This is a genomic window from Flagellimonas sp. ABD4_174 (assembly GCF_056160185.1).
This window is the reverse complement of the sequence record NZ_JBSWWP010000004.1, coordinates 25760-50522: the sequence shown is the minus strand read 5'-3', so window position 1 is coordinate 50522 and position 24763 is coordinate 25760. Positions and strand designations below refer to the sequence as shown.

19 protein-coding genes are annotated in these 24763 nt (G+C 43.3%); 10 read left to right on the top strand and 9 right to left on the bottom strand.

What is annotated here, in order from left to right:
* Nucleotide 1 precedes the first annotated feature (1 nt).
* The 8 genes from ACXAFK_RS15000 to hutH form a co-directional block, all read right to left on the bottom strand.
* The gene (locus ACXAFK_RS15000) at nucleotides 2-2302 is read right to left on the bottom strand and encodes an FdhF/YdeP family oxidoreductase (RefSeq protein WP_474958307.1); all 2301 of its coding nucleotides are present in this window, start codon (nucleotides 2300-2302) and stop codon (nucleotides 2-4) included.
* Between the two features lie 5 nt (nucleotides 2303-2307).
* Nucleotides 2308-2676, bottom strand: a complete 369-nt coding sequence (locus ACXAFK_RS14995; RefSeq protein WP_474958306.1) for a DUF7009 family protein — start codon at nucleotides 2674-2676, stop codon at nucleotides 2308-2310.
* 40 nt (nucleotides 2677-2716) lie between these two features.
* A complete protein-coding gene (locus ACXAFK_RS14990; protein WP_474958305.1) occupies nucleotides 2717-5716 on the bottom strand; it encodes a DNA polymerase III subunit alpha in 3000 nt (999 codons plus the stop codon).
* Nucleotides 5717-5811: 95 nt separating this feature from the next.
* Nucleotides 5812-7026 carry a DNA polymerase IV gene (dinB, locus tag ACXAFK_RS14985; RefSeq protein WP_474958304.1) on the bottom strand — a complete coding sequence of 405 codons (1215 nt, stop codon included), beginning with the start codon at nucleotides 7024-7026 and terminating at the stop codon, nucleotides 5812-5814.
* A gap of 548 nt (nucleotides 7027-7574) precedes the next feature.
* Nucleotides 7575-8546 (bottom strand): formimidoylglutamase, encoded by a 972-nt coding sequence (gene hutG, locus ACXAFK_RS14980; RefSeq protein ID WP_474958303.1) that lies wholly within the window; start codon nucleotides 8544-8546, stop codon nucleotides 7575-7577.
* A 5-nt stretch (nucleotides 8547-8551) separates the two neighbouring features.
* Nucleotides 8552-10555, bottom strand: coding sequence for a urocanate hydratase (locus tag ACXAFK_RS14975; RefSeq protein ID WP_474958302.1), 2004 nt, complete (start codon nucleotides 10553-10555; stop codon nucleotides 8552-8554).
* A gap of 11 nt (nucleotides 10556-10566) precedes the next feature.
* A complete protein-coding gene (hutI, locus tag ACXAFK_RS14970) occupies nucleotides 10567-11793 on the bottom strand; it encodes an imidazolonepropionase (protein ID WP_474958301.1) in 1227 nt (408 codons plus the stop codon).
* Between the two features lies 1 nt (nucleotide 11794).
* On the bottom strand, nucleotides 11795-13372 hold the full coding sequence (gene hutH / locus ACXAFK_RS14965) for a histidine ammonia-lyase (protein WP_474958300.1): 1578 nt from the start codon (nucleotides 13370-13372) through the stop codon (nucleotides 11795-11797).
* A gap of 75 nt (nucleotides 13373-13447) precedes the next feature.
* Between hutH and ACXAFK_RS14960 the strand changes: the two genes are divergently transcribed.
* Complete coding sequence (locus tag ACXAFK_RS14960) at nucleotides 13448-14335, top strand: LysR family transcriptional regulator (RefSeq protein ID WP_474958299.1); 888 nt, start codon at nucleotides 13448-13450, stop codon at nucleotides 14333-14335.
* 48 nt (nucleotides 14336-14383) lie between these two features.
* Nucleotides 14384-14938, top strand: coding sequence for a nitroreductase family protein (locus ACXAFK_RS14955; protein ID WP_474958298.1), 555 nt, complete (start codon nucleotides 14384-14386; stop codon nucleotides 14936-14938).
* On the opposite strand, the gene ACXAFK_RS14950 is transcribed toward ACXAFK_RS14955, so the two are convergent.
* Nucleotides 14935-15447, bottom strand: a complete 513-nt coding sequence (locus ACXAFK_RS14950; RefSeq protein ID WP_474958297.1) for a DUF456 domain-containing protein — start codon at nucleotides 15445-15447, stop codon at nucleotides 14935-14937. The two genes, ACXAFK_RS14955 and ACXAFK_RS14950, sit on opposite strands and share 4 nt — an antisense overlap.
* A 170-nt stretch (nucleotides 15448-15617) precedes the next feature.
* Between ACXAFK_RS14950 and ACXAFK_RS14945 the strand changes: the two genes are divergently transcribed.
* The 8 genes from ACXAFK_RS14945 (at nucleotide 15618) to hemW (ending at nucleotide 24553) form a co-directional block, all read left to right on the top strand.
* Nucleotides 15618-16001 carry a hypothetical protein gene (locus tag ACXAFK_RS14945; protein ID WP_474958296.1) on the top strand — a complete coding sequence of 128 codons (384 nt, stop codon included), beginning with the start codon at nucleotides 15618-15620 and terminating at the stop codon, nucleotides 15999-16001.
* A 171-nt stretch (nucleotides 16002-16172) separates the two neighbouring features.
* Nucleotides 16173-18398 carry a TonB-dependent receptor gene (locus ACXAFK_RS14940; RefSeq protein WP_474958295.1) on the top strand — a complete coding sequence of 742 codons (2226 nt, stop codon included), beginning with the start codon at nucleotides 16173-16175 and terminating at the stop codon, nucleotides 18396-18398.
* Between the two features lie 122 nt (nucleotides 18399-18520).
* The gene (locus ACXAFK_RS14935; RefSeq protein ID WP_474958294.1) at nucleotides 18521-18883 is read left to right on the top strand and encodes a BlaI/MecI/CopY family transcriptional regulator; all 363 of its coding nucleotides are present in this window, start codon (nucleotides 18521-18523) and stop codon (nucleotides 18881-18883) included.
* Entirely contained in the window at nucleotides 18880-21081 is a 2202-nt protein-coding gene (locus ACXAFK_RS14930) for a TonB family protein (RefSeq protein WP_474958293.1), read from the top strand. The genes ACXAFK_RS14935 and ACXAFK_RS14930 overlap by 4 nt, the downstream gene beginning before the upstream one ends.
* 26 nt (nucleotides 21082-21107) lie before the next feature.
* Nucleotides 21108-22259 carry a tetratricopeptide repeat protein gene (locus ACXAFK_RS14925; protein WP_474958292.1) on the top strand — a complete coding sequence of 384 codons (1152 nt, stop codon included), beginning with the start codon at nucleotides 21108-21110 and terminating at the stop codon, nucleotides 22257-22259.
* A 43-nt stretch (nucleotides 22260-22302) separates the two neighbouring features.
* Nucleotides 22303-22782, top strand: coding sequence for a hypothetical protein (locus ACXAFK_RS14920; protein WP_252078869.1), 480 nt, complete (start codon nucleotides 22303-22305; stop codon nucleotides 22780-22782).
* 1 nt (nucleotide 22783) lies between these two features.
* Nucleotides 22784-23338, top strand: coding sequence for a crossover junction endodeoxyribonuclease RuvC (gene ruvC, locus ACXAFK_RS14915; RefSeq protein WP_293296979.1), 555 nt, complete (start codon nucleotides 22784-22786; stop codon nucleotides 23336-23338).
* 90 nt (nucleotides 23339-23428) lie between these two features.
* On the top strand, nucleotides 23429-24553 hold the full coding sequence (gene hemW / locus ACXAFK_RS14910; protein ID WP_474958291.1) for a radical SAM family heme chaperone HemW: 1125 nt from the start codon (nucleotides 23429-23431) through the stop codon (nucleotides 24551-24553).
* Nucleotides 24554-24763: the final 210 nt, after the last annotated feature.

Sequence of the window (24763 nt, the reverse complement as noted above, 5' to 3'; positions counted from 1 at the left end):
ATCACAAAATTTTTTCTACCCTAACCCTTATCGATTTGCTGATGGGGGTCTGACTTTTGTCGGCAAAATGGTTGTGGGGCACCAACATATTGGTCTCAGGAAAATAGGCGGCCATGTTCCCTTTGGGAATGTTATAGGTCACTATCAAGAATTTCTCTGCGGTACGTTGGATACCATCATATTGGCTGTGCAGATTGACCACATCCAATTGTGTCAACCCCTTTTCGGTCATATCCTCTTCATTCATAAAAACCACTCGGCGTTCGTTGTGGATGCCACGGTATCGGTCGTTCAACCCATAAATCGTGGTATTGAATTGGTCGTGTGAACGAATGGTCATCAATAGCAATTCATTCGCTTGCAATTGGTGGTCTGGCAAAGGGGTAATGGACAATTGTGCCATGCCATTGGGGAGCATCCTAAAATCTCGGTTACGGACATTGTTGGGCAAGTAGTATCCAAACCCTTTAGATTGCTCACTGGTATTCTGGAACCCTTTCACGGTTTTATCGATCAATTTTCGGATAAGGTTGTAATCCTGACCTAATTCATACCAGTTCATGGAGTGATTGCCTCTAAAATAGGTGTGTGCCAAGAGCGCAATAATCTCAGGCTCACTTTTGATATGCTCCGAAGTAGGTTTCAGTAGCCCTTTGCTCTGCCTTACTTTGCCCGTGCTGCTTTCCATGGTCAAAAATTGGAGCTCACCGTTTTTCTCATCTTTTTCAGAACGACCAAATGTGGGCAATAGCAACGCGGTTTTGCCGGTTATCAAATGGCTTCGGTTAAGTTTGGTGCTAATTTGTACGGTCAACTCACAATTTTGAATAGCCTCAGCTGTGTATTTGGTGTCTGAAGCCGCCATCACAAAATTACCGCCCAAACAAACAAATACCTTCGCCTTTTTTTCGTGCATTGCCTCGATGGCCTCCACCGTATCATACCCTTTTTCGGTGGGAGGATCAAAGTTGAGGTGTTCTTGAATTTTTTTGTTCAGCCTCTTGTTTACGTAGTGCATGATGCCTACGGAGCGGTCGCCTTGGACATTGCTGTGCCCTCGAACCGGACAAGTACCTGCAAAGGGTTTGCCCACGGCTCCTTTGAGCAGCAAAATATTCACGTATTCCTTGATGCAGTCCACTGCATTTTTATGTTGGGTGATTCCCATGGCCCAACAGATGACGATTTTGGAGTTTTCGGCCAACAGCTCCACCACCTTGTCAATTTTGTGCATATATACCCCGGTCCTTTGTTGAAGGCTCTCAACATCATAGCGATCCAAATCTTTTATCAGTTCATCATATCCATCCACGTATTCCACAATAAATTCATGGTCAAGAACATTGTGGTTTTTGGCGTCCAGCGCTACCAATTTTTTTAAGATCAGTTTGGCCAATGCCACATCTTCATTGATTTTGACAGGTAAATGAATATCGGCAATGGGCTGTCCGTTGCCCAACATGTCGGAAACACTTTGTGGATTTTTAAAGTTGACCAATCCTGTTTCGGCCAAGGGGTTGATGCTGATGATCTTGCCACCATTCTTTTTGCATTTTTCCAAGGCGGATAGCATTCTCGGGTGATTGGTGCCAGGATTTTGTCCTACGACCAAAATCACCTCCGCGCCATATAGGTCATCCAGTTTTACCGAGCCTTTGCCAATGCCCAAGGTTTCGGATAGTGCCACGCCCGATGATTCGTGACACATATTGGAGCAATCGGGCATGTTGTTGGTGCCAAAAGCTCTGGCAAACATGCCATAGAGGTAGGCAGCCTCATTGCTAGATCTACCGGAGGTATAAAAAATCGCTTCGTTTGGGTCCTTGAGTCGATGGAGTTGCTCCGAAATCAATTCAAAGGCATCTTGCCAAGAAATGGCCTCGTAATGGACACTGTTTGGTCTTAGTACCATCGGTTCTACGATGCGTCCTAATTTGTTGAGTTCAAAATCGCTGAGTCGGGAAAGTTTCTCTATGGAATGTTCCGCAAAAAAGTCGGCGCCGATATGTTCCCGGGTGGCTTCATCGGCCAGAGCTTTTGCCCCATTTTCACAGTATTCCGCAATTTTTGATGGATTTTCGGGAACGGGCCAGGCACAGCTAGGGCAGCGAAAACCGTTCTCTTGGTTCATTTCCAGCAAACTGCGCATGGATCGCACTATCCCCATTTCCTTAAAACCGTGCCGTAGGGCTTCTTTTACGCCCAGAAGTCCAGCTGAGGTCTCCATGGGTTCCTTAAGGCGAAGCCCAGTAAACTTAATGTCTCCGGTAAGGGAAATGTTCCGTTTTGTTTTGTTCTCCATAGTGGTCAGTATTGCAATTTTGGATTGGGGTAGTTGTCCGACTGGTCTTCTGCCCGATTCTCAAGGCAAGTAAAGTCTTTTTCCAATAGCAGATGTAATTTTTTCCCGTTCGGAAGCTCCATTTCGTGTTCAAAACCTACGGTATGGTTGTGGAACCAATTTTTCCCATCGGTTTCTGGAACCATCAACAATATGGTGTGATTGGTATAGGATGCCCGTAGTTGATTTGCTTCTGGTATCAGCTTGACCTGATACTGAAAAACATTACCCATCAATTCGGTTGTTTCCGTGATGGAACCTGTTTCGGAGAGTTGTTTTACCTCACTCTGGGTCAATCTAAATCGTATGGAATTTCCTTTGATCCTAATTTTCATGTGCACATTCAATTCGTCTTGGTAAGTTACGGCATTCCGTTCACTTCTTCGAATCAAATAGCTTTTTGCTCATTCTCATATCGGCATATCTAGGGTCTTGTACGTAGTTTTCTTTTTTCATTTTGATGACCTCAATGCTCAGGAAACCAAATTCTTCCACCACTTTGCCATAAAATCGGTAAATGCCCTTTCCCCTGAAATAATACTTGGCTGCCACGGGTGGGAAGAGCACCGTGTCGAACACTTCGCCGTGCTGGTCTACTAAAGTGGCAAAGTGCATGCGCTTGCCATGATGGGTGGAGGTGTTTTTTACCGTGACCAAATACCCATAAATATCGATGTACTTGTTGAGGTACCGTTCCAAATCTTTTTGTCCGTTACTATTTTTTGGTGGTTCTTCCAACAATTCAAAAGGACTGCAAAGGCAGAAGCCCAAAAGCTCCCATTGCTCAAAAGCAGTTTCCAATGTTGTGGTGTTGAGCTGGGGCATCTGAAATTTTTGATGTCTTGGCGGAAAAAGCTTCGGGTGTTCCAATCGGTCGTTCTTGGAGAGCATCAAGTGGGCTTTCCAGAGCAGTTCGTGCTTGTTGATCCCCGTAAACCGAAACGCATCAATACGGATCAAAATGGAAAGTTGCTCCATGCTGATAAATACTCGGTCCAAGAAATCTTCCAAAGAGGAAAAACTTCCGTGGAGCATCCGCTCTTTTAGGATGCGTTCCATAACCCTGCTCTCCAGATCACGTAGGTACATCATTCCCAAGTAAATGTGCTTGCCGTAAATGCGGTTGACGATCATACTTTTGTTCACGCAGGGCGGATGAATGGTCGCACCCATCATTCGGGCATCGTGCACGTAGAATTCCGAACGGTAGAACCCGCCTCCATTATTGAGCACGGCCACCATATATTCCAAAGGAAAATAGGCCCTCAAAAACAAACTTTGATAGCTCTCCACGGCATAGGAGGCAGAGTGCCCTTTGGCAAAAGCATAGCCTGCAAAACTGGCCACTTGGTTCCAGATTTCTGAGATGAGGGATTCCGCGTAGCCCTTTTTCCTGCAGTTGGAAATAAACTTGTCCTGTACTTTTTGGAACTCTTCCCGCGAACGGAATTTTCCGCTCATGCCCCTTCGGAGTACATCGGCTTCGCCAAGGTCCAGACCAGCAAAATGATGGGCCACTTTGATCACATCTTCTTGGTAGACCATTACCCCGTAGGTGTCGGGCATAATTTCCAACATCACGGGATGTGCCTTTTCCTCGGTTCGTCCTTTATTCCGATGACGTAAAATATATTCTCGCATCATACCGCTTTTGGCCACACCGGGACGGATAATGGAACTGGCGGCCACCAATCCCAGATAATTATCGACCTGTAATTTTTTCAACAACATCCGCATAGCGGGTGATTCCACATAAAAACAGCCCATGCATTGCGCGGTTTTTATCAGGTTGTTGATTACAGGGTCCTTTTTAAACCCTTTGATGTCGTGGATGTCTATTGCGCCATATTTTTCGGGTTGGTTGTAAGCAACAATCTCTAAAGCCTCCTTGATCTTGCCCAAGCCACGCTGTCCCAGAATGTCAAATTTGTAGAGCCCCACATCTTCGGCAATGACCATATCGTATTGCGTGGTGGGGAACCCCTTTGGTGGCAAATGGGTGGCCGAAAACCAATGCAAGGGTTTATCGCTGATCAAAATTCCCCCTGCGTGAATGCTCAAATAATTGGGTTTGCCCTTGAGCAAGCTGCCATATTTCAGTACGAGTTTTGATACATGGTCCAGTTGGTCGAAATCATATCTTCCTGTCAACAAAAAATCAATGTCCTGCGGTGGCAATCCGAAAACTTTGCCCAATTCCCGAATCGCCCCCCGTTCCTTAAAGGTGACATAGGTACCGAGCAGGGCCACATGTTCAAAACGTTTGAAAATATATTCGGTCATGGCAGGGCGATCCTTCCACGAAAAATCAATGTCAAAATCGGGCGGATTGGCTCGATAGAGGTTAATGAAACGCTCAAAATACAGATCGAGCTCCATAGGGTCCACATCGGTGATGCGGAGCAGGTAGGCCACAATGCTGTTGGCGCCACTGCCTCGACCTACATAAAAGAATCCTCTTTGTCTTGCTTCGGAAACAATGTCCCAATTGATCAAAAAGTAGGAAACGAAACCCATTTTTTTGATGAGTTCCAATTCCTTGTTCAATCGGTTTTTGATGGAATCGTTCACTTCTTCATACCGATAGGGGAGTCCCTCGGCGCAGAGTTGGTCCAAGAGCTGTTCGTCTTCTTCAACGCTTCCCAAATACGTTTTCAAGTTTTGGGGTTTTCTATCCTTGGAAAAATCAAAATGGATGCTGCACTTGTTGAGCAGTTTTTCGGTGTTTTCCAGAATAAAGGGAAACTCCGAAAATGCTGCTGCCAAATTCTGGATGGGATACATTTTTTCTTCTTCGCTGGCCTCTTCTTCCTTTGGAAGTTTGCTCAATAGTAGATTATTGTCGATGGCCCTTAGCAATCTATGTGCGTTGAAATCCTGTTTGTTCCGAAAGGTAACGGGCTGCTGTACTACCAATTTGGTTGTGAGTAATACCAACTTGGAGAAAGGAAGCCTCCGCAGATCTTTGATAGAGATTCCAACAAACTCATGGTCTTGAAAATGTTCCAGTTCGTTGAGCAGCACCTGTTCAAACGGATATACCACAAACGCATTTTTAAAAGCTGGAGCCAGGTTGGGAATTTTTGTTCCTTCATGCAGATGTTGGGACAAAAAATCGTTCAGTTCCAGATAGCCCTCGTTGTTTTGTGCAATCCCGATAAAGCAGGGCTGTGTGCCATTTCTAAAATCGATGCCCAAAATGGGTTTGATGCCAAATTCCGGTGCTTTCCGAACAAAGTTCAAACCCGCTGAGGTATTATTGATGTCGGTAAGCACCAGTTGGGTCACATGGTTCTGTTGTGCCAATTCCAACAACTCCACCTCCGAAAAGGTCCCGAATCGTAAACTGTAATATGTGTGGCAGTTTAAATACAATTGTCAGTTATCAATTATCAATGTTCAATTATCAGTTATCAATTATCAATTATCAATGTCCAATTGTTTATTGCTTATTGGAAATTGTTCATTGTTTACTGTTTTCGATGTGCCAAGACCACGGGTGGTTCCCCATTAAAGGGGTTGTGCATACTTCCAATGGTCTTTGCGCCCATGGCGGAGGCACGGACCACGCTCCGGCATCCAAATCGGTTCCGCACATAATCCATGGCCTTGTATAGGTTTAGGGTCTCCTCGGTGTCCTCGAAAAGGTTGATTTGGTAATTGCCCGAGACCAAATGACTAAATCGAATCCCGATGAGGCGCACCAACATCCGTTTGTTGTACAGTGAGTCGAACAGCTCCAATATTTTTGGGATAAGGGTGTGGTCGGCGCTCGTGTACGGAATCCGCGATTGTTTGGAATAGGTATTGAAATCGGAATACCGGATTTTTACGGCAACGCAGGCCGTCAATTTATCACCTCGACGAAGTTGGTAGGCCAAATTCTCGGTCATGGCAATCAAAATGCCCCTAAGTTTGATGACATCGATGGTGTCCCGGTCAAAAGTCCGTTCGTTGGAGATGGATTTTCTATCGTGGAATGGGATTACGGGGGTGTTGTCTATCCCATTGGCCCGTTTCCAGATGAGTCTACCATTGGCACCCAATACCCGTTGCATAATGTCCATGGGCATATCTTGAATGGTCTTTACCTGCCGTATGCCCAAATTTCGAAGGGTTTGATAGGTTTTATCGCCCACCATGGGTATTTTTTTGATGGAAAGTGGGGCCAAAAAAGGCTTTTCCAGACCAAAATCGATTTTGAGCTGATTGTTGGGTTTGGCTTCGTTGGTCGCCACTTTGGAAACCACTTTGTTCACTGATAGCCCGAACGAAATGGGCAGTCCCGTTTCCCGAATGATTTTCTGCCGCATTTCCGTGGCATATTTGTAGCAGCCAAAAAAACGGTCCATGCCCGATAGATCGGCGTAAAACTCATCAATGCTCGATTTTTCGAAAACAGGTACATGTTCTTTGATAATCTCCGTGACCACATCCGAATATTTGCTGTAGGTGCCCGCATTGCCACGGATGACCACGGCTTCGGGACAAAGTTCCTTGGCCATTTTCATGGGCATGCCCGAATGGACGCCAAATCCACGGGTCTCATAGCTACAGGCCGCCACTACACCACGGTCGCTGGTACCGCCCACCAATAAAGGCTTGTTTTTAAGCTCTGTATTGATGATGCGCTCCACGGACACATAAAAAGTATCCAAGTCTAGATGCAAAATCGTCTTTTCCATTGTTCAGTTGAAGGAAAGCTAAATTATGGAAATAATCCTATAAAATGGAAATAATCCAAAAAATAAATATCAACAATCCATGCTATTATTTTTTCCGAAAAATCATCATATCTTTGTCACGTTGTGTTGGATTCCAGTCGTGATGATTGGAATCAGGTTGAAGCATCAAAACCGATGCTCGCCAATGAAAGGCTTTCCTTTTGGAAGGCTTTTTTTGTTTGTGGTTGGGAGTGAAAAGATAAGTGTGGATGTCATCTCGAGCGCAATCGTAAGACACAGAATGACAATTAGATTTCTCAATCGTCACGGTGCTCCTCATTTCGAAATGACAGGTTAATTCTCTTTTGATGACGATGTCGTTAGAACCAACCGAAGTGTGATATATCTAAAATACACGTCATGCTGAACTTGCTTCAGCATCTCATTCCAATTTGCTTGAGATTCATCGCAAAGCCTATCTTGAGCGCAGTCGAGAAGTCTCTAACTAGATATTTGGTCTCATATTTCGACTCCGCTCGATATGACCAATTGACCTAGAGCAAAGAGTATCAACTTCCAGAAATACTATGTGCTACATGGTGCACTAGTGAAGCGGCCAGTTTAGCCGTTTGTCCATCGATGTCGTATTTTGGATTCATCTCGGCAATATCCAAACTGATCAATTTGCCAGAACCGATAATGGTTTTTAAACACTCCAAAACTATGTATGGATTAAAGCCCATGGGCGAAGCTGCACTGACTCCGGGCGCGTAGACCGAGGAAAAACCATCCAAGTCGATGGTCACATAAATGTGGTCCACATTTTTGGCAAAGGCATTGATCCAGGTTGTGATTTCCTCCAGTAAGGGAATTTGGAAGGTATCGTTCATCACATAGATGACATCAAGGTCCCTAGCCGTTTGGAACAGGTTTCTATCGTTGGCATCTTTTCGGATACCGAGACAGAGGTAATTAAAATCGATGCCTTCTTTCTCACAGTCCTTGGCTATCTGATAAAACGGAGTGCCGGAATTGCTCTGCTCCGTATTCTTTCGCAAATCAAAATGTGCATCAAAATTGATAATGCCGATGGTCTGTCCTTCTTTTTTTGCATCTAAATATTTTTTGATGCCATTATAATGGCCATAGGCCATATCGTGTCCGCCACCCAAAACAATCGGAAACTGTTTTTTCTCCAAAAGCAGGCTAACCGCTTCGGTCAGCTTCATTTGGGCAGACTCCATATCCCCTTCATCACAGGTAATGGAACCCACATCGTGCAAAAGCACATGGCTACCCAAGTGATTGGGCATTTTTCCAAAACTACTTTTAATAGTGTCCGGACCATTCATTGCGCCAACTCGCCCTTGGTTTCGGCGTACCCCTTCATCACAGGCGTAGCCCAAAAGCGCAATGGATTTTTTTTGGGCTTCGGGGACTTCTTCCAAAGATGTGCAATGTGTTTTTTCATGCAAGTAGAGCCATTTGTTGGAGATTCTACCTGTCCATAGGTCAGATTTGGGAGCTTCGTAATTTTTCATTGCTGTCAAAAAAGGTGGTCCAAAATATTAGGTTCTACCAGATGAGGCAAAGTTACTTTTAAATTTGGAGTGCGCTCCATTTCTCGTTCAATGGCAAATCGTGCTTCCTTATTTCTAGCCCAACTTCTTCGGGAAATCCCATTGTTCACATCAAAAAATAACATTTTCTTCAATCGGCTGGAAGCTTCTTCGGAACCGTCGAGCACCATGCCAAACCCACCATTGATCACTTCGCCCCAGCCAACGCCGCCACCGTTGTGGATGGATACCCAGGTAGCTCCCCTAAAACTGTCCCCGATCACATTTTGGATGGCCATATCGGCGGTAAATTTGCTGCCATCGTAAATATTGCTCGTCTCTCGAAAGGGGGAATCGGTTCCGCTAACATCGTGATGGTCGCGACCCAATACCACGGGAGCACTGATTTCACCCTTGGCAATGGCGGTGTTGAAAGCATCAGCGATTTTGCTTCGCCCTTCGGCATCGGCATAAAGGATTCGAGCTTGCGAACCTACCACCAATTTGTTTTGTTCCGCTTCCGAAATCCATCTGATGTTGTCCTGCATTTGCTGTTGGATTTCTTCGGGAGCTTCAGATTTTATCCTTTGCATCACCTCAAGAGCTAGGGCATCTGTTTTTTGAAGATCTATGGGGTCACCAGAAGTACAAACCCATCTAAATGGACCAAAACCATAATCAAAACACATGGGTCCCAAAATATCCTGCACATAAGATGGATACCTGAAATCGATATTGTTCTCGGCCATCACATCGCCGCCCGCACGGGAAACTTCCAATAAAAAGGCGTTTCCATAATCAAAAAAGTAGGTGCCTTTTGCAGTGTGCTTGTTGATGGCATTGATTTGTCTTCGCAAAGATTCTTGTACTTTTTCTTTAAAAGCCTCAGGATTGTCAACCATCAAAGCGTTGGATGCTTCAAAAGAAAGGCCAACGGGATAGTAGCCACCCGCCCAAGGATTGTGCAAAGAAGTTTGGTCCGATCCCAAATGCACAAAAATATCCTCTTCGTAAAAGCGTTCCCAGACATCCACCACATTGCCGATGTAGGCCAAGGAGACCACTTCCTTATTTTTTACGGCCTCTTTGGTGCGAACTACCAATAGATCTAAATCCACCAAGAGCTCGTCCACCCAACCTTGGGCATGGCGTTTTTTGGCAGCTTCGGGGTTTACTTCGGCACAAATAGTAATGGCTCCTGCAATATTTCCGGCTTTGGGTTGTGCCCCACTCATGCCGCCCAATCCAGCAGTCAAGAAAATCTTGCCTTCGGGGGATTCGTTTTTCTCCAATACTTTTCGGAAAGCATTCATAACGGTGATAGCTGTTCCGTGAACAATGCCCTGTGGTCCGATGTACATATAGGAGCCTGCTGTCATCTGTCCATACTGCGTCACACCCAATGCGTTGAAGCGTTCCCAGTCGTCGGGCTTGGAGTAGTTGGGAACCATCATGCCATTGGTGACCACCACTCGTGGCGCTTCCTTGGATGATGGAAATAGGCCCATTGGATGCCCGGAATACATGTGCAGGGTCTGTTCCTCGGTCATTTCTGCCAAATATTTCATGGTGAGCAGGTACTGTGCCCAGTTTTGAAAAACCGCTCCATTTCCACCATAAGTAATCAGTTCCACGGGATGTTGTGCCACAGCAGGGTCCAAATTGTTTTGAATCATGAGCATAATGGCGGCTGCTTGATGGGTTTTTGCAGGATATTCGGAAATGGGCCGGGCATACATCTCATAATCGGGCTTAAACCGGTGCATGTAGATGCGGCCATAGGTTTTTAGCTCCTCCACAAATTCACGGGCGAGTTCTTTGTGCCAAGCCTCCGGAAAATAGCGTAGCGCATTTTGTACGGCCAATTTTTTCTCTTCTTTGGAAAGGATGTCTTTCCGTTTTGGGGCTGGATTCCCGTTTTGGGGGTATGGCTTTTTAACGGGAAGTTGTTCGGGGATGCCTTGAAGTATCTGTTGCTGAAATTCAGTCATAATTCAAATTTTTAGTGGATAGGAGCTCCTTTTTTCCAAACCTCGCTTGGCTTTAATTGCCCTTGATGATAAGTGATTTCTTGGTAGTTGTCCGTTGGAAAAACCACAAAGTCTGCCTGTTCGCCGGCTTCCAATTTTCCTCGATCGGACATGCGCAAAGCTGCTGCTGCCCTAAAGGTGATTCCTGAAAGCACTTCGGTGTTCGACAATTTTTCAAAAGTCCCCAAAATACTGGCTTGGGTCAACAGGTCCCCCATAGGTGCGGACCCTGGATTGTGGTCACTGGCAATGGACAAAGCACCGCCTGCATCCAAAATTTTGCGGGCAGGGGTGTAGGCACATCCCAAACCAAGGGATGCCCCTGGCAATGCTGTTGCAATGGTATTGCTCTTGGCCAATAATTGAATCTCTTTTTCGGTGCTGGCTTCCAAATGGTCGGCACTTACGGCATCAAAGTCCACGGCTACTTGACTTCCTCCTGTGGTAAATTGGTCGGCGTGCACGGTAATGTCAAATCCCATTTCTTTCGCCTTTTGAAAATAAGGTTTGATTTCCTCTGGGGAAAAAGCACTTTCCTCCACAAAGGCATCCACCCGGCGAGCCAAGTTTTCTGCTACGATTATCGGGAACAATTCTTTGATAATTACATCTAAATAAGCTTCGTTTTGATTCCAATCTTTAGGTTTCATATGTGCAGCCAAACAAGTTGGAATCAAAGAAACACTCGAAGTTTCATTGGCCTGTTTGATGGCACGTAGCATCTTCAGTTCTTCATCCACAGAAAGACCGTAGCCACTTTTTACCTCGAGGGTTGTTATCCCATTTTTTAAATGTTTTTGACTTCTAGAAATGATACCTGAAACCAATTCTTCTTGTGATGCCTTTCGCGTTTGGGTCACGGTGTCCCAGATGCCGCCACCTGCCTTGGCAATCTCCAAATAGGTTTTTCCAGCATTTCGGTAAGCGTAGTCTCGTGCACGGGTACCGTCAAAACAAATATGGGTATGGGAATCCACAAACCCTGGTAGGCAAACATGTTTCCCATCGATATGGTGAATATCGACATCGGATGATTTCATTTCATCGAAAACTCCAACTTTGAGAATTTTTCCATCAGACACTAAAATGCCTCCATTTTCAATAATGGGTAGTTGCTCATCTTTGAGCGCTCCCTTTAAGGGGAGACCTGTCATGGGAAGTAATTGGGTGAATGGTCCTATTAAGAGTGGTTTGTTCATATCAGTACGTTTCAAATTCATCAAGATGTGGTGCATCCCAAGTCAGTTCTTTTTCTTTCATTACCGATTCCACCAAATCAATGATTTCTCGATTTTGAATGATTTCAATTCCTTTTTCAATATCGTCTGCAAAGACACGGTCATTCTCGGCAAAGGCGACCTTGGTTCTAAGGAATGTATGAATTTCATCCAACAGAACACCCGATTTTAAGGGTTTTCTGTACTCGAAGGCCTGTGCTGCCGTCAACAATTCGATGGCTAGTATTTTTTCAACATTTTCAATAATGTTAAGTGCTTTTCTACCGCTGATGGAACCCATGCTCACATGGTCTTCCTGTCCCAAAGAGGTTGGGATACTGTCCGCACTTGCAGGGAAACACAAGCTTTTGTTCTCACTGGCCAATGCAGCCGAGGTGTACTGCAAAATCATATAGCCAGAATTGATGCCCGTATCCTTCATCAATAATTTGGGAACTCCTGGACTGTTGCCTTCCAGGGCCAGGTAAATGCGTCGGTCGGAGATATTTCCGATTTCCGAAGCGGCCAAAGCTGCGTAATCCAAAGCCATGGCCAAAGGTTGCCCGTGGAAATTTCCACCGCTGATGGTGAGTTCATCATTTATGATAACAGGGTTGTCGGTGACGGAGTTGAGTTCTATTTCCAACAATTCCTTGAGATGGAGCCAGGCATTTCGGGAAGCTCCGTGCACCTGGGGCATACAGCGAAGGGAGTAGGGGTCCTGTACACGTTCACAATCAATATGATCTTCCAAAATCTCGGAACCTTGGAGCAAGGTACGGATCCTGCCCGCAACGTGCTGATTACCTTTGAAGGGCCGTAGTTTGTGCAATTCTTCAAAAAATGGCTTCATGGAACCTTGCAGGCCTTCGAGCATCATAGCACCGATAATATCGGCATGGCGCAAACAATGTTGTAGTTTGTGAACGACCATCACCCCATGAGCGGCAATAAATTGGGTGCCATTGATTAAGGCAAGCCCCTCTTTCGGGCCTAATTCCAATGGTTGTAATCCGGTTTGCTCAAAAAGTTCCTGTGTTTTTATGGTTTTTCCTTGAAATTCCACTTTGCCCAATCCGATAAGCGGAAGAAATAAATGGGAAAGTGGGGCCAAATCGCCGGATGCGCCAACGGAACCTTGGGATGGGACTACGGGAATGGCATCGTTTTCCAAATGCCAGAGCATGCGTTGTAAGGTAGTTTCGGCAATGCCCGAATACCCTTTGGCAAGGGCATGGATTTTAAGAATCAGCATAATTTTTGCCAATTCGTTGGAAATGGGCTCTCCTACACCTACACTATGACTTTGCAATATATTGGATTGAAGGATTTTGGTGTCCTCCTTGGAAATTTTGGTGTTACAAAGAGGACCAAAGCCCGTGTTGATGCCATACACTGTATCGCCTTTTTCCACAATGCGCTGTACCCGTTGGTGACTTGCATTCACATTTTTAAGGCACTCTTCTGAGAAAATACCTTTTATGGTTCCCTTGGCCAAACCCAAAGCTATGCTTGCGGTTAAATTATCCTCACCAAATTGAAATTTATGGTCTTTTGCCATGTTCTTTCCTTTTCCATAAAATTATAGGTTATGATTAATAACTACCAATACTTATTTTTGTAATAATCAATAAGTATGAATTATCAATTAGAACTTCGTCATTTTATCTATTTTTTGGCTGTGGCCGAAGAACTTCATTATAGAAAGGCAGCTGAAAAGTTGTTTATTTCCCAGCCGGGTTTGAGTACGCAAATCAAACAAATGGAAGAGATACTTGGAACGCAACTTTTTGTGAGGGACAAAAAGAAAGTGAGTTTAACGCCGGCGGGGGAGTTTTTAAAAAAGGAGGTAGAGTTTATTTTGAATCATCTCGACCAGACCAAAAAACAGGTGAAACTTATAGGCGATGGACAATTGGGAGAGGTTCGAATCGGGTTTTTAGGTTCGGCCATGCAAAATGTGGTGCCCAATTTGTTGTTGGGACTAAAAGAAAGATATCCCAAGGTGCATACTACGTTGGAGGAACTTTCCAACCGCGCGCAGATCAATGCGATACTGGCCGACCGATTGGATTTGGGTTTTGTCCGATTGTCACGAGTACCGAAAGGATTGGATGTGAAACCTGTTTTTGAAGATACCTTTTCTTTGGTACTGCCAGAGGACCATCCTTTGGATGAAACTAATTTTAAGAATATCAATCAAGTGGCTGAAGAGGCTTTTATCCTATTTTCCCAAGATTATAGCCCTATGTACTACGATACGGTGCTCAGTATTTGCGAGGATAGCGGATTTGTCCCGAATGTGTCACATAAATCCGTTCATGCGCAGACCATTTTTAAATTGGTAGAGAATAAGTTGGGTATTGCCATTGTTCCGACAACGCTTCAACATGGGTTTCAGATGAAAGTAAAGTTTATTGAAATGAAGAAAATAAAACAGCGTGCTGTTTTGAGCATGGTCTGGAAAACGGATAATCGAAATCCTGCGCTTCAAAAATGTATGGACTTGCTCATGAAATTATGATGGGAACAATTTGGAGTGTAACTTTGGAATTCAACTTAATGAATAGTTATGATTTTTGATTTGATCGAAAAGAGAAGAAGTATTTTTCCTCCTCAATATATTGATAGGCCCATTGCCAAAGATGTCTTGGAAAAAATTCTGGAAGCCGCCAATTGGGCACCTACCCACAAAAAAACCGAGCCATGGCGTTTTAAAGTTTTGACTGGGGACAAGAAACAGGAGTTGGGTGTTTTTCTTGCCAATAAGTATGAGGAAACGGATCCTAATCCGAAACAGATAAAAATTAAAAAATTACAGTTCAACCCATCCAATTCGGGAGCGGTAATCGCCATTTGCATGCAGCGGGACCCGAATGAAAGCCTTCCGGAATGGGAAGAGGTTGCGGCGGTGGCTATGGCGGTTCAAAATATGTGGTTGTGCTGCACCGAATTAGGTATTGGGGCATATTGGTCTTCCCCAGGTCTCATTAAATATATGGATGAGTTCTTCAACTTGAATGAAGGTGAAAGATGCCTGGGCTTTTTCTACATGGGTTATTTTGATGGAGAAGTGATTCCGTCAGCTAGAACTCCAATTGCTGATAAAGTAGAATGGTTGGACTAACTAAAAGTAAACAGGTCGCCCGCATATTTGATGGTGATGTACACGTAAAAAATGGCATAAGCCACTGTTAGGACGAACTTCATAAAAGTGCCCGTTAAAAAGCCTAAAAATGAACCGAAAGCCGCCTTCATGGCGGTTTTTTTATTGGCTTTGTTCAGCAGTTCACCAACTAATGCACCTACAAACGGCCAAATAATAATTCCGAAGGGACCAAAAACAGGAACAAAAATGGCGACGAGCAATCCAACAATGGTACCCCACATTCCGGCTTTACTGCCCCCGAACTTTTTAGTGCCCATAGCAGGAATCACATAATCCAAAATTGTAATGGTAATGGCGAGGACAAATGTAATTCCGAGCACCCACCAATTATCCGGTACGGCTTTGGTCAAATAAAGTAGTAGCAGCCCCACCCAACTAATGGGAGGTCCTGGCAATACCGGTAAAAAGCTGCCCAATATGCCAATAAACATTAAAAGAAACCCTAAAATGAGCAATGCAATGTCCATGGTCGTGTTTTACTGTTAGACAAATGTAGCCGACAATTGTTACAAACAAAATCAAAATAAACCCTACTCTTAATTTTTTCGTAGGTAAATTTGAAACCGATTATCAAGCGTTTGTGAAACTGCATAGCGTACATACAAAACCAAGGTTCATCCGAATAGGGTGCGCAGGTATGTGTGTATTTTATTTGATCGGACTTTTTAACAGTCTGGTATTGGAGACCTTGCATGAGGCTGCTCACATTTGGGCCCCTGAAACACATTATCATGGTTTTGCGTCCGATCACGAAACTATCGATTATTCTTCATTGAATGCCATGGCCGGTCACTCGCATGAGGCATTGGAAGCCTTAAAGGAGTTGTTGGAGGCCAATCAACCCGATAAGCAAGAATCTAAAGGTGATTTTAGCCTTAAATTGGACAAACATTTTTTTGAGGACGCTCAAAGAACGTTGAAATTGCATTCTTGGACCGTAAACAGGGGGCATTGGGCATACATAGACTTAACTTCTCTTTGGAGTCAGGGCATAACCACGCCCCCTCCCCAGTATAGCTGAAATAATTTATCGGAATAGTTCTGAATTCGTCACCCTGAACTTGTTTCAGGGTCACAGCATTCAACAGAACATTGGTTGTGAGATGCTGAAACGAGTTCAGCATGACCTTTCTTCAGTTTTTTGATGAATTAGAGAGATAATTTTACACAAATCAAATTAAAAGATAACGACATGAAATATTTTATGGCGGTATTGTCCATGCTTTTTATGGGCACTATTGCTGCACAAAACGTAAAGGGAAAACTGGTGGATGAGGCAGGTTCCCCGATAGAGGATGCTGGTATTTTTAACAAGACCAGTGGTCAACATAGCCATACCGATGGAACAGGACATTTTGTTCTGGACAGGACTTCGGTGAATGATACCATTTACTTTTCAAGACTGGGATATGCCACCAAAACTTTGGTTGTGAAACAATCTGATCTTGGCAGTTCTTTGACCATTGTGTTGGACGAAAGTTCAATTTCCTTGGATCAAGTAGTCTTGGTATCGGAAGTTGATGCACTTAGCAGATTGGTAGATGTGGATGTTCAGGCGGATCCTGTAAAATCTTCACAAGAAATATTGAGAAAAGTCCCTGGACTCATTATAGGGCAACATGCCGGAGGAGGAAAGGCAGAGCAAATATTTTTGAGAGGTTTTGATGTGGACCACGGAACCGATGTGGCCATCAACGTGGACGGAATGCCGGTGAACATGGTGTCTCATGCCCATGGACAGGGATATGCGGACCTTCATTTTGTGATTCCGGAAACCATAGAGAACATCAATTTTGGAAAAGGGCCCTATTATGCGGACCAAGGCAACTTTAATACAGCAGGTTATGTTGACCTAAGGTTGAGAAAAAGTTTGGAAAAAAATGTGCTCTCCACCGAAATAGGCCAATTTGGTGCCCGTAGGTTTATGGGAATGTTCAATGTAATGGATAATCAGAACAGCAATGCCTATTTGGCATCCGAACTGTACTTAACCGATGGGCCTTTTGAATCACCTCAGAATTTTAACCGAATAAATATTTTAGGAAGATACCGCTATGCATTGCCCGGTGATCAAGAACTGTTATTGACAGCTTCTCACTTTTCCAGCAAATGGGATGCATCGGGTCAAATACCCCAACGAGCCGTGGACCAAGGCTTGATAGGTCGTTTTGGGGCTATTGATGATACCGAAGGCGGAAAAACCAGCAGGACCAACTTTGTGCTCAATCACAATAAAAACTTGGGAATCGGTAAATCCATAAACACCATGGCCTATGTTTCGCATTATGATTTTGAACTGTATTCCAACTTTACCTTTTTCTTGGAAGATCCTGTAAACGGAGATCAAATCAAACAGTTTGAGGACCGAATGATGGCAGGAGCGAAGACAGTTTTCCAGAACAATTCGGCCAATTTGGGAGGGCTGGGATTTAAGTACAATGCAGGAATCGGTTTTAGGTACGATAATGTTGACGATAATCAATTGTCCCGTACCCTGAACCGCCAGGAACTGTTGGAGCGATTGGCCTATGGCGATGTGGATGAGGTGAATGGTTACGCCTTTGCCGGTGCCGAGTTTAAATCGGGTAAATTTACGTTTGAACCAGTGCTGCGATTGGATTACTTCCGGTTCGATTACATCAACAAAATGAGCGAGCTGTACGATAGCCGTAGTGAGGAAAAGGTTGCATTCAGTCCTAAATTCAATACCATTTACAGTCCGTCGGAAAACACGCAACTATTCTTGAAGACAGGAATTGGATTTCACTCCAATGATACCCGGGTGGTCGTAGCCAACGAAGGGGAAGAGATTCTACCGGCGGCCTATGGGGTGGATTTAGGAACCATAATCAGACCAGTGGATAAGTTAGTCTTAAACGCTACACTTTGGACCTTGTTCCTAGATCAAGAGTTTGTGTACGTTGGGGATGCGGCCATTGTAGAACCCAGTGGAAAGACCAGAAGAATGGGACTGGAGGTAGGAGCAAGATACCAACCATTGGATTGGCTGTACCTTTATACAGATGCCAACTATACCCATGCTAGGAGCACCGAAGAGGCCGCTGGTGAAGATTACATACCCTTGGCACCCGATCTTACCATGGCGGGAGGTCTTACCTTGGGAGGTGATCAAGGCTTTTCAGGAGGGCTTAACTATAGGTATATTGATGATAGACCCGCAAACGAGGACAATTCTATCGTAGCGGAAGGTTATTTTGTAACCGATGCCACACTCAATTATAGAGTGAACAATTGGACCTTTGGATTGATTGTGGAAAACCTTTTTGATACGGAATGGAACGAGACCCAATTTGCCACGGAAAGCCGTTTGTTCAACGAACCGAACTCTTTTGAAGAGATTCATTTTACTCCGGGCACACCTTTCTACTTGCGAGGAAAAGTTACTGTAACCTTTTAAACAGTTATCCGCCAGTAGGCAGCGCTGGCGGATTTTTAATCGAATTTTTCAACTAAAAAATTAGTTTAAACTAAATATTTAGTTATATTTGTTTTGTATTGAACTAAAAACTTAGTTAAAAAATGAAACAACTCACCAAGGCAGAAGAAGAAGTAATGCAGCTCCTTTGGAAAATTAAAAGGGGCAATGTGGCTGCAATTCTGGAAGAACTTCCGGAGCCCAAGCCAGCTTATAATACCGTTTCTACCATTGTTCGAATTTTGGAGGACAAAGGCTTTGTTTCCCACGAAAAAGTCGGGAAGGGCCATGTGTATTTTCCTTTGATGAAAAAAGAAGAGTACAGCAATCAGCGTCTTACTAAATTGATGGATGGGTATTTTCAAGGGTCGTTCAGCAGTATGGTATCCTTTTTTATGAAGAAGAACGACATCGGCCTAAAGGAACTCGAAGAGATCATGAAGAACATAAAAGAAGAGAAGAAATGATAACGTACATTCTGGAATCTTTGGCCTTTCAACTGCTCTTTTTGTTGACCTATGATCTTTTTTTAAAGAAAGAAACCTTTTTTCAATGGAATAGGGCTTACCTATTGGCAACCTTTGTACTTTCCATTCTGTTGCCTTGGATAAAAATAGAGGCTTTAAAGACAACCATGCCTCAAGAATTGGAGCCCACAACTGTATTTTTGACTCAATTGGATGGAGTAGTTTTAGGACCAGATAGTCCAGAGGTCAACTTTCTTGCAAGTGTACCTTGGCCGTATTTGGTAATGGCAATTGGCGCCATTTTGGCTGCACTTTGGTTTGTGTTCAAGCTTTTACAATTGGGAAGACTTAAGAGTAAAAGTAAGGTGGAACATTATCCGGACTACACCAAGGTGATTATGCCACAAAGCACTTCTGCTTTTTCATTTTTCCGAAGCATTTTTATGGGAGCCCAAATTAAAAAGGACAAAGAGGCCAACATTTTAGCTCACGAAATGGTACACGTAAAACAAAAACACACCTTGGACCTGCTCTTTTTTGAATTGGCCCGAATTGTCTTCTGGTTCAATCCATTGGTGTATATCTATCAAAATAGAATAGCTGAATTGCATGAGTTCATTGCCGACGAAAAAGCGGTAAAGCAAAATAAGCAGGCACATTTTGAGATGCTGCTGTCCGAAGCTTTCCATACACAGAACATCAGCTTTGTCAATCAATTTTTCACAAAATCATTAATCAAAAAACGAATAGTCATGTTACAAAAAAAGAAATCCAAGGCCGTATGGCAATTAAAGTATGTGTTGTTGATGCCTTTGGTGTTGGGAATGTTGATATATACTTCTTGTGAGAGTGAATTAAAAGCCAATGATACCGACGAGGTAACTTCACTTGAGAATGGTGTCAATCACGATGATAAAAATCATGTAATTACTTTAAAAGTGGGTGACATAGCCTCATTGACGCATGAAGAGAAAGATATGCGAGCTCAAATTTTAAAGGAAATACGTAATAGGAATGAGGAGTCCATTTTAGAAATAGTCGATAAGGAAAATCGCAGGGTCAAAATACAGTTGGAAAAAGCTATGGACCCTACTGACGAATCGAGTTTAGTTTCCTATTTGGAAATAGTGGATAGGGAAAATGGCATGGTCAGAGATCAATTGGACGGAGACAACATGAAAAACAAGGATGGTGCTATTTCAGTACCCTTTAGTTTGATCGATGAGGTCCCGGTCTTTCCAGGTTGTGAGGATGCCGAGGATAAAAGGGCTTGTTTCCAGGAAAAGATACAAACGCATATCCGTAAAAACTTCCATTACCCAGAAGCGGCCCAAGAAAAAGGTATTCAGGGTAGGGTCTCTTCCATATTTACGATCGATGCAGGTGGAAACATTGTTGATATTAACATGAGAGGACCGCATGAAATTTTAGAGGAGGAAACCCAACGGATTCTATCAAAATTGCCACAAATGCAGCCCGGAAAACACAAGGGAGAAGCCGTAAAAGTACCTTTTTCCATACCAATAGTTTTTAAGTTGGATGCCGTAAAACAAGAAAACTATGACCAAGAAACTAAAATTTCTGTTCCTTTTGCCACGATAGATGAGGTCCCGGTCTTTCCTGGTTGTGAGGACGCAGTAGATAAAAGGAAGTGTTTTAATGAAAAGATTGTAGAACACATTAAAAAGCATTTTAATTATCCCGAAGAAGCTAAGGAAAAAGGTGTTCAAGGTAGAGTGTCCGTAGTGTTTACCATAGACGCCAATGGAGAAATTTCAACCATAAAAAAACGAGGACCAGATGTAATCTTGGAGAATGAAGCGGAAAGAATCATTAAACGTTTGCCCAAAATGCAACCGGGAAAACATAAGGGCGAAACCGTAAAAGTACCATTTGCCATTCCTATTACTTTTAGATTGCCAACCCAATCAGGTAACAGTTCGGCCAATAACACCAAAGACTATATGTTGGTAAATGCCAGTAAAATAAATAGGCAAGGAAAAGTGTTTTATGAAGGAACAGTGACAGATAAGGAATCTCTAGGATTGTCAGGGGTCACTATTTCAATAGATGGGAAAGAATCTGGTGTTCTATCAAATTTTAATGGTGTATTTTCAATAGAAGTAGAAGACGGTGATGTGTTGAGGTTTCAATATATCGGCCTTCCCAACAAATTGATTAGAATCCCCATGAATTGATTTCATAGGAACTAAAATTATTACCATTGACAGTTCACGTAAAGGATTTTTACATTCCATTTTTGATTTTGTTCTTGTTCAAAGCCAGTGCACAAACATCGGCTTTGGCCGTTGCCGATAGTTTGTATGTCTTGGGCAACTACACAGCAGCCATTAACCAATATGCAAAGGTGGATTCTCCAAATTCGAATCTTCAGATTGCACGGGCGTACAATGCCATAGGAAATTATGAAAAGGCCATTGTCCAGTACACCGCAACCTTGGACAAAAAACCTGATTTTGAGATTGCCCGTTTTGAACTCGGCAAACTTCTGTTGAAAACCAAAAAGTTTGGATCTGCCTTGGAAACCTTCCATGCCCTGTTATCGTCCAAAAATCAGAACCCAGAGTATTTCTATTATTTGGGCCGGACCTACGAATCGGTAAATAAAACCGACAAGGCGAACAAAGCTTTTAAAACGGCAGTGGAAATGGACAGTACCCATCTGCGGAGTTTGTACGCCTTGGGAAAATATTATGTGGGTCAGGAAATCAAGGATTCCGCCTTGGTATTTATTGATAAAGGACTTAGGTTTTACGAAAATGACGTTGCTATGATCAATTTAAAGGCCTTGGCTTTTTATAACAACGGTCAGTTTCAGTTGGCCATTCCCCACTTTGAAAAATTATTGGAATTGGGCGAGGAAAAACCTTTTGTATTCGAAAAACTTGCATTTTGCTATTTTAGGAACTGGCAGCCCCAAAAAGCATTGGAAACGTATCACAGATTGAGCCATTTTCCGGATAAAATAGCTGCAGCATATTCAGGCCTGGGCGATGTGTATTTTGAGGAAGAGCAATTGGACAGTGCGCAGTTTTATATCCAAAAATCAATCGAAGCGCGAATGGCCCTATTCCCGCAAGAATATGCCAGCCTTGGCCGTATCGCCAGACTAAAGGGAAATACCAAAAAAGCCATGGATTACTATGTAAAAGCATGGGAAGAAAACAAGGACAACTATTTGAACTATTATCAGGTTTGCACCTTGGCCGATGAATATTACAAAGATCCAAAAACACGTTTATCCTATTACGAAAACTTGCTCGATAAGTACCCCGATTTGGTTCCGTACATTAAGGAAAGGGTAAAAAAACGTGTCAGCGAATTAAAGGAGGAAATCCATTTTGCGGGGAACTGATTTCTTCAAAATGTCGTAATTTCAGCCAAATTTAGGGGCTGTCATGCAGAAGTTTGTTTTGTTAATCATTTTAATGGGTCTGTTCGTATCCTGTGAGTTGTTCGAATCCAAAGAGGACAAGACCCAAAAACTGGTCAATGAGGAACTTTTGTCCATAGATTGGAACGATGTGGATCAATATCCACATTTTGAGGATTGTGATGAAACCGCTTCCAAAGAAGCCCAGCAAGAGTGTTTTCAAAACCTGATTACCGAGTATTTTTCCGAAGCCCTGGCAGGACTACAATTTCAGGTTTGGAACGATATGAACGATACGGTCTATGTTGATTTTTTGATAGATGAACATGGTTTTATCTCGGTATTGAATGTAGAGGAAAAGACCTCTGTACTGAATGAAATATCGGACTTTAACAACAAAGTTTCCGAACGCTTGAACGATTTGACCACCGTTGCACCTGCATTAAAAAGAGGAAATCCGGTAAGCCTGCGATTTAGGCTGCCGTTGGTACTTAACACCGACTAATTTGGCATCAGAAAAGATAATATTGGGAATAGACCCTGGTACCACGATCATGGGTTTTGGAATCATTAAGGTGATCAACAAGCAAATGCACTTTGTGCAAATGAACGAGTTGATGCTCAAAAAATATGATGACCCCTATACTAAGCTCAAGCTGATTTTTGAGCGTACCTTGGAGCTTATCGATACCTACCATCCGGACGAGATTGCCATCGAAGCCCCTTTTTATGGAAAAAATGTACAGTCCATGCTCAAATTGGGCCGTGCGCAGGGCGTTGCCATGGCAGCAGGTCTTTCGAGACAGGTGCCGATTACCGAATACATGCCCAAGAAGATTAAAATGGCCATAACCGGAAACGGTAACGCCAGTAAGGAACAAGTGGCACGAATGCTTCAAAGTGTCCTAAAGTTAAAGTCACTCCCAAAAAATTTGGATAGTACAGATGGTCTGGCGGCGGCAGTTTGCCATTTCTACAACGAGGGCAGGGTAGAAGTTGGAAAAAGTTACACGGGATGGGAGGCTTTTGTGAAGCAGAATGAATCTAGAATTAAGAAATAATTTAAGAACATCGCTAAAAGCTAAAAGCTAAAAGCTAAAAGCTAAAAGCTAAAAGCTAAAAGCACATTGTTTACTGTTAATTGACAATTGATGTCCGGAATTTATATCCACATTCCATTTTGCAAACAAGCTTGCCATTATTGTGATTTCCATTTTTCCACACAATTGGGAAAAAGGGAGGCCATGGTAAAAGCTATTGCCCAAGAATTACAACTGCGAAGACTCGAGATGCGGGGAGCCATCGAAACCATCTATTTTGGAGGAGGAACCCCATCGGTGCTTTCCAATGACGAAATTGAGTTCCTGATAAAAACCGTTTACGACAATTACAAAGTAATTGATCGGCCCGAAATTACATTGGAAGCCAACCCAGATGATTTATCCAACAATCGAATCATCGAATTATCCAAAAGTCCAGTAAACCGCCTTAGCATCGGTATCCAATCTTTTTTTGATGAAGATTTAAAGCTGATGAACCGTGCCCACAATGCTTCTGAAGCAGAAAAATGCATTAAAGAGGCCACCCAGTATTTCGATAACATCACTATCGACCTTATTTACGGCATTCCTGGTATGGACAATAAAAGGTGGAAAACCAATATCCAAAAGGCCTTGGATTTTGGATTGCCCCATATTTCCAGTTATGCACTAACGGTAGAGCCTAGAACGGCGCTCCAAAAATTTATTGAAAAAGGCGTGGTTCCCGAAGTGGACGACGAGCAGGCACAAGAACAATTTTATATTTTGGTGGATATCTTGGAAGCCCGTGGGTTTGTGAACTACGAAATTTCCAATTTTGGGAAACCTGATTATTTCTCCAAGAACAACACGGCATACTGGTTGGGCAAATCGTATTTGGGTGTAGGACCATCGGCACATTCTTTTAATGGCAAACATCGAAGTTGGAATATCCGCAACAACACCATCTACCTTAAAAAAATAGCAGAAGGTGTCCTGCCATTGGAAATTGAGACCCTATCCACTCCCGATAGGTACAACGAATTTGTAATGACCGGCCTGCGCACCATTTGGGGTGTAGATTTGGAGCAGGTAGCTACAGATTTTGGAGAGCGCTATGTGCAATACCTTGATCAACAAGCTGCAAAATTTCTTGATCAGGGATTGTTGATTCTGAAGGGGCAAAAACTGCTTACGACCAAAAAAGGCAAGTTTTTGGCAGATGGGATTGCAAGCGATTTGTTTTTTGTGGAGTAGTCTGGACCACCCAAAAATCAAATTGCAAAGCCTAGCCTAAAAACAAAAAGTCCCTAAAAAGGGCTTAAAAAAGGTCATTTTTTTCGCTGTTCAAAGGGTTGTGCAATGGTTACCGTTGTTAGGTAACGTTATATTTTTTCGATATAAGAATAATGTATCTTTTCTTCCGTTGACAAATTGATAGTTTAATTTTTCACCTCTTTGTGTAGA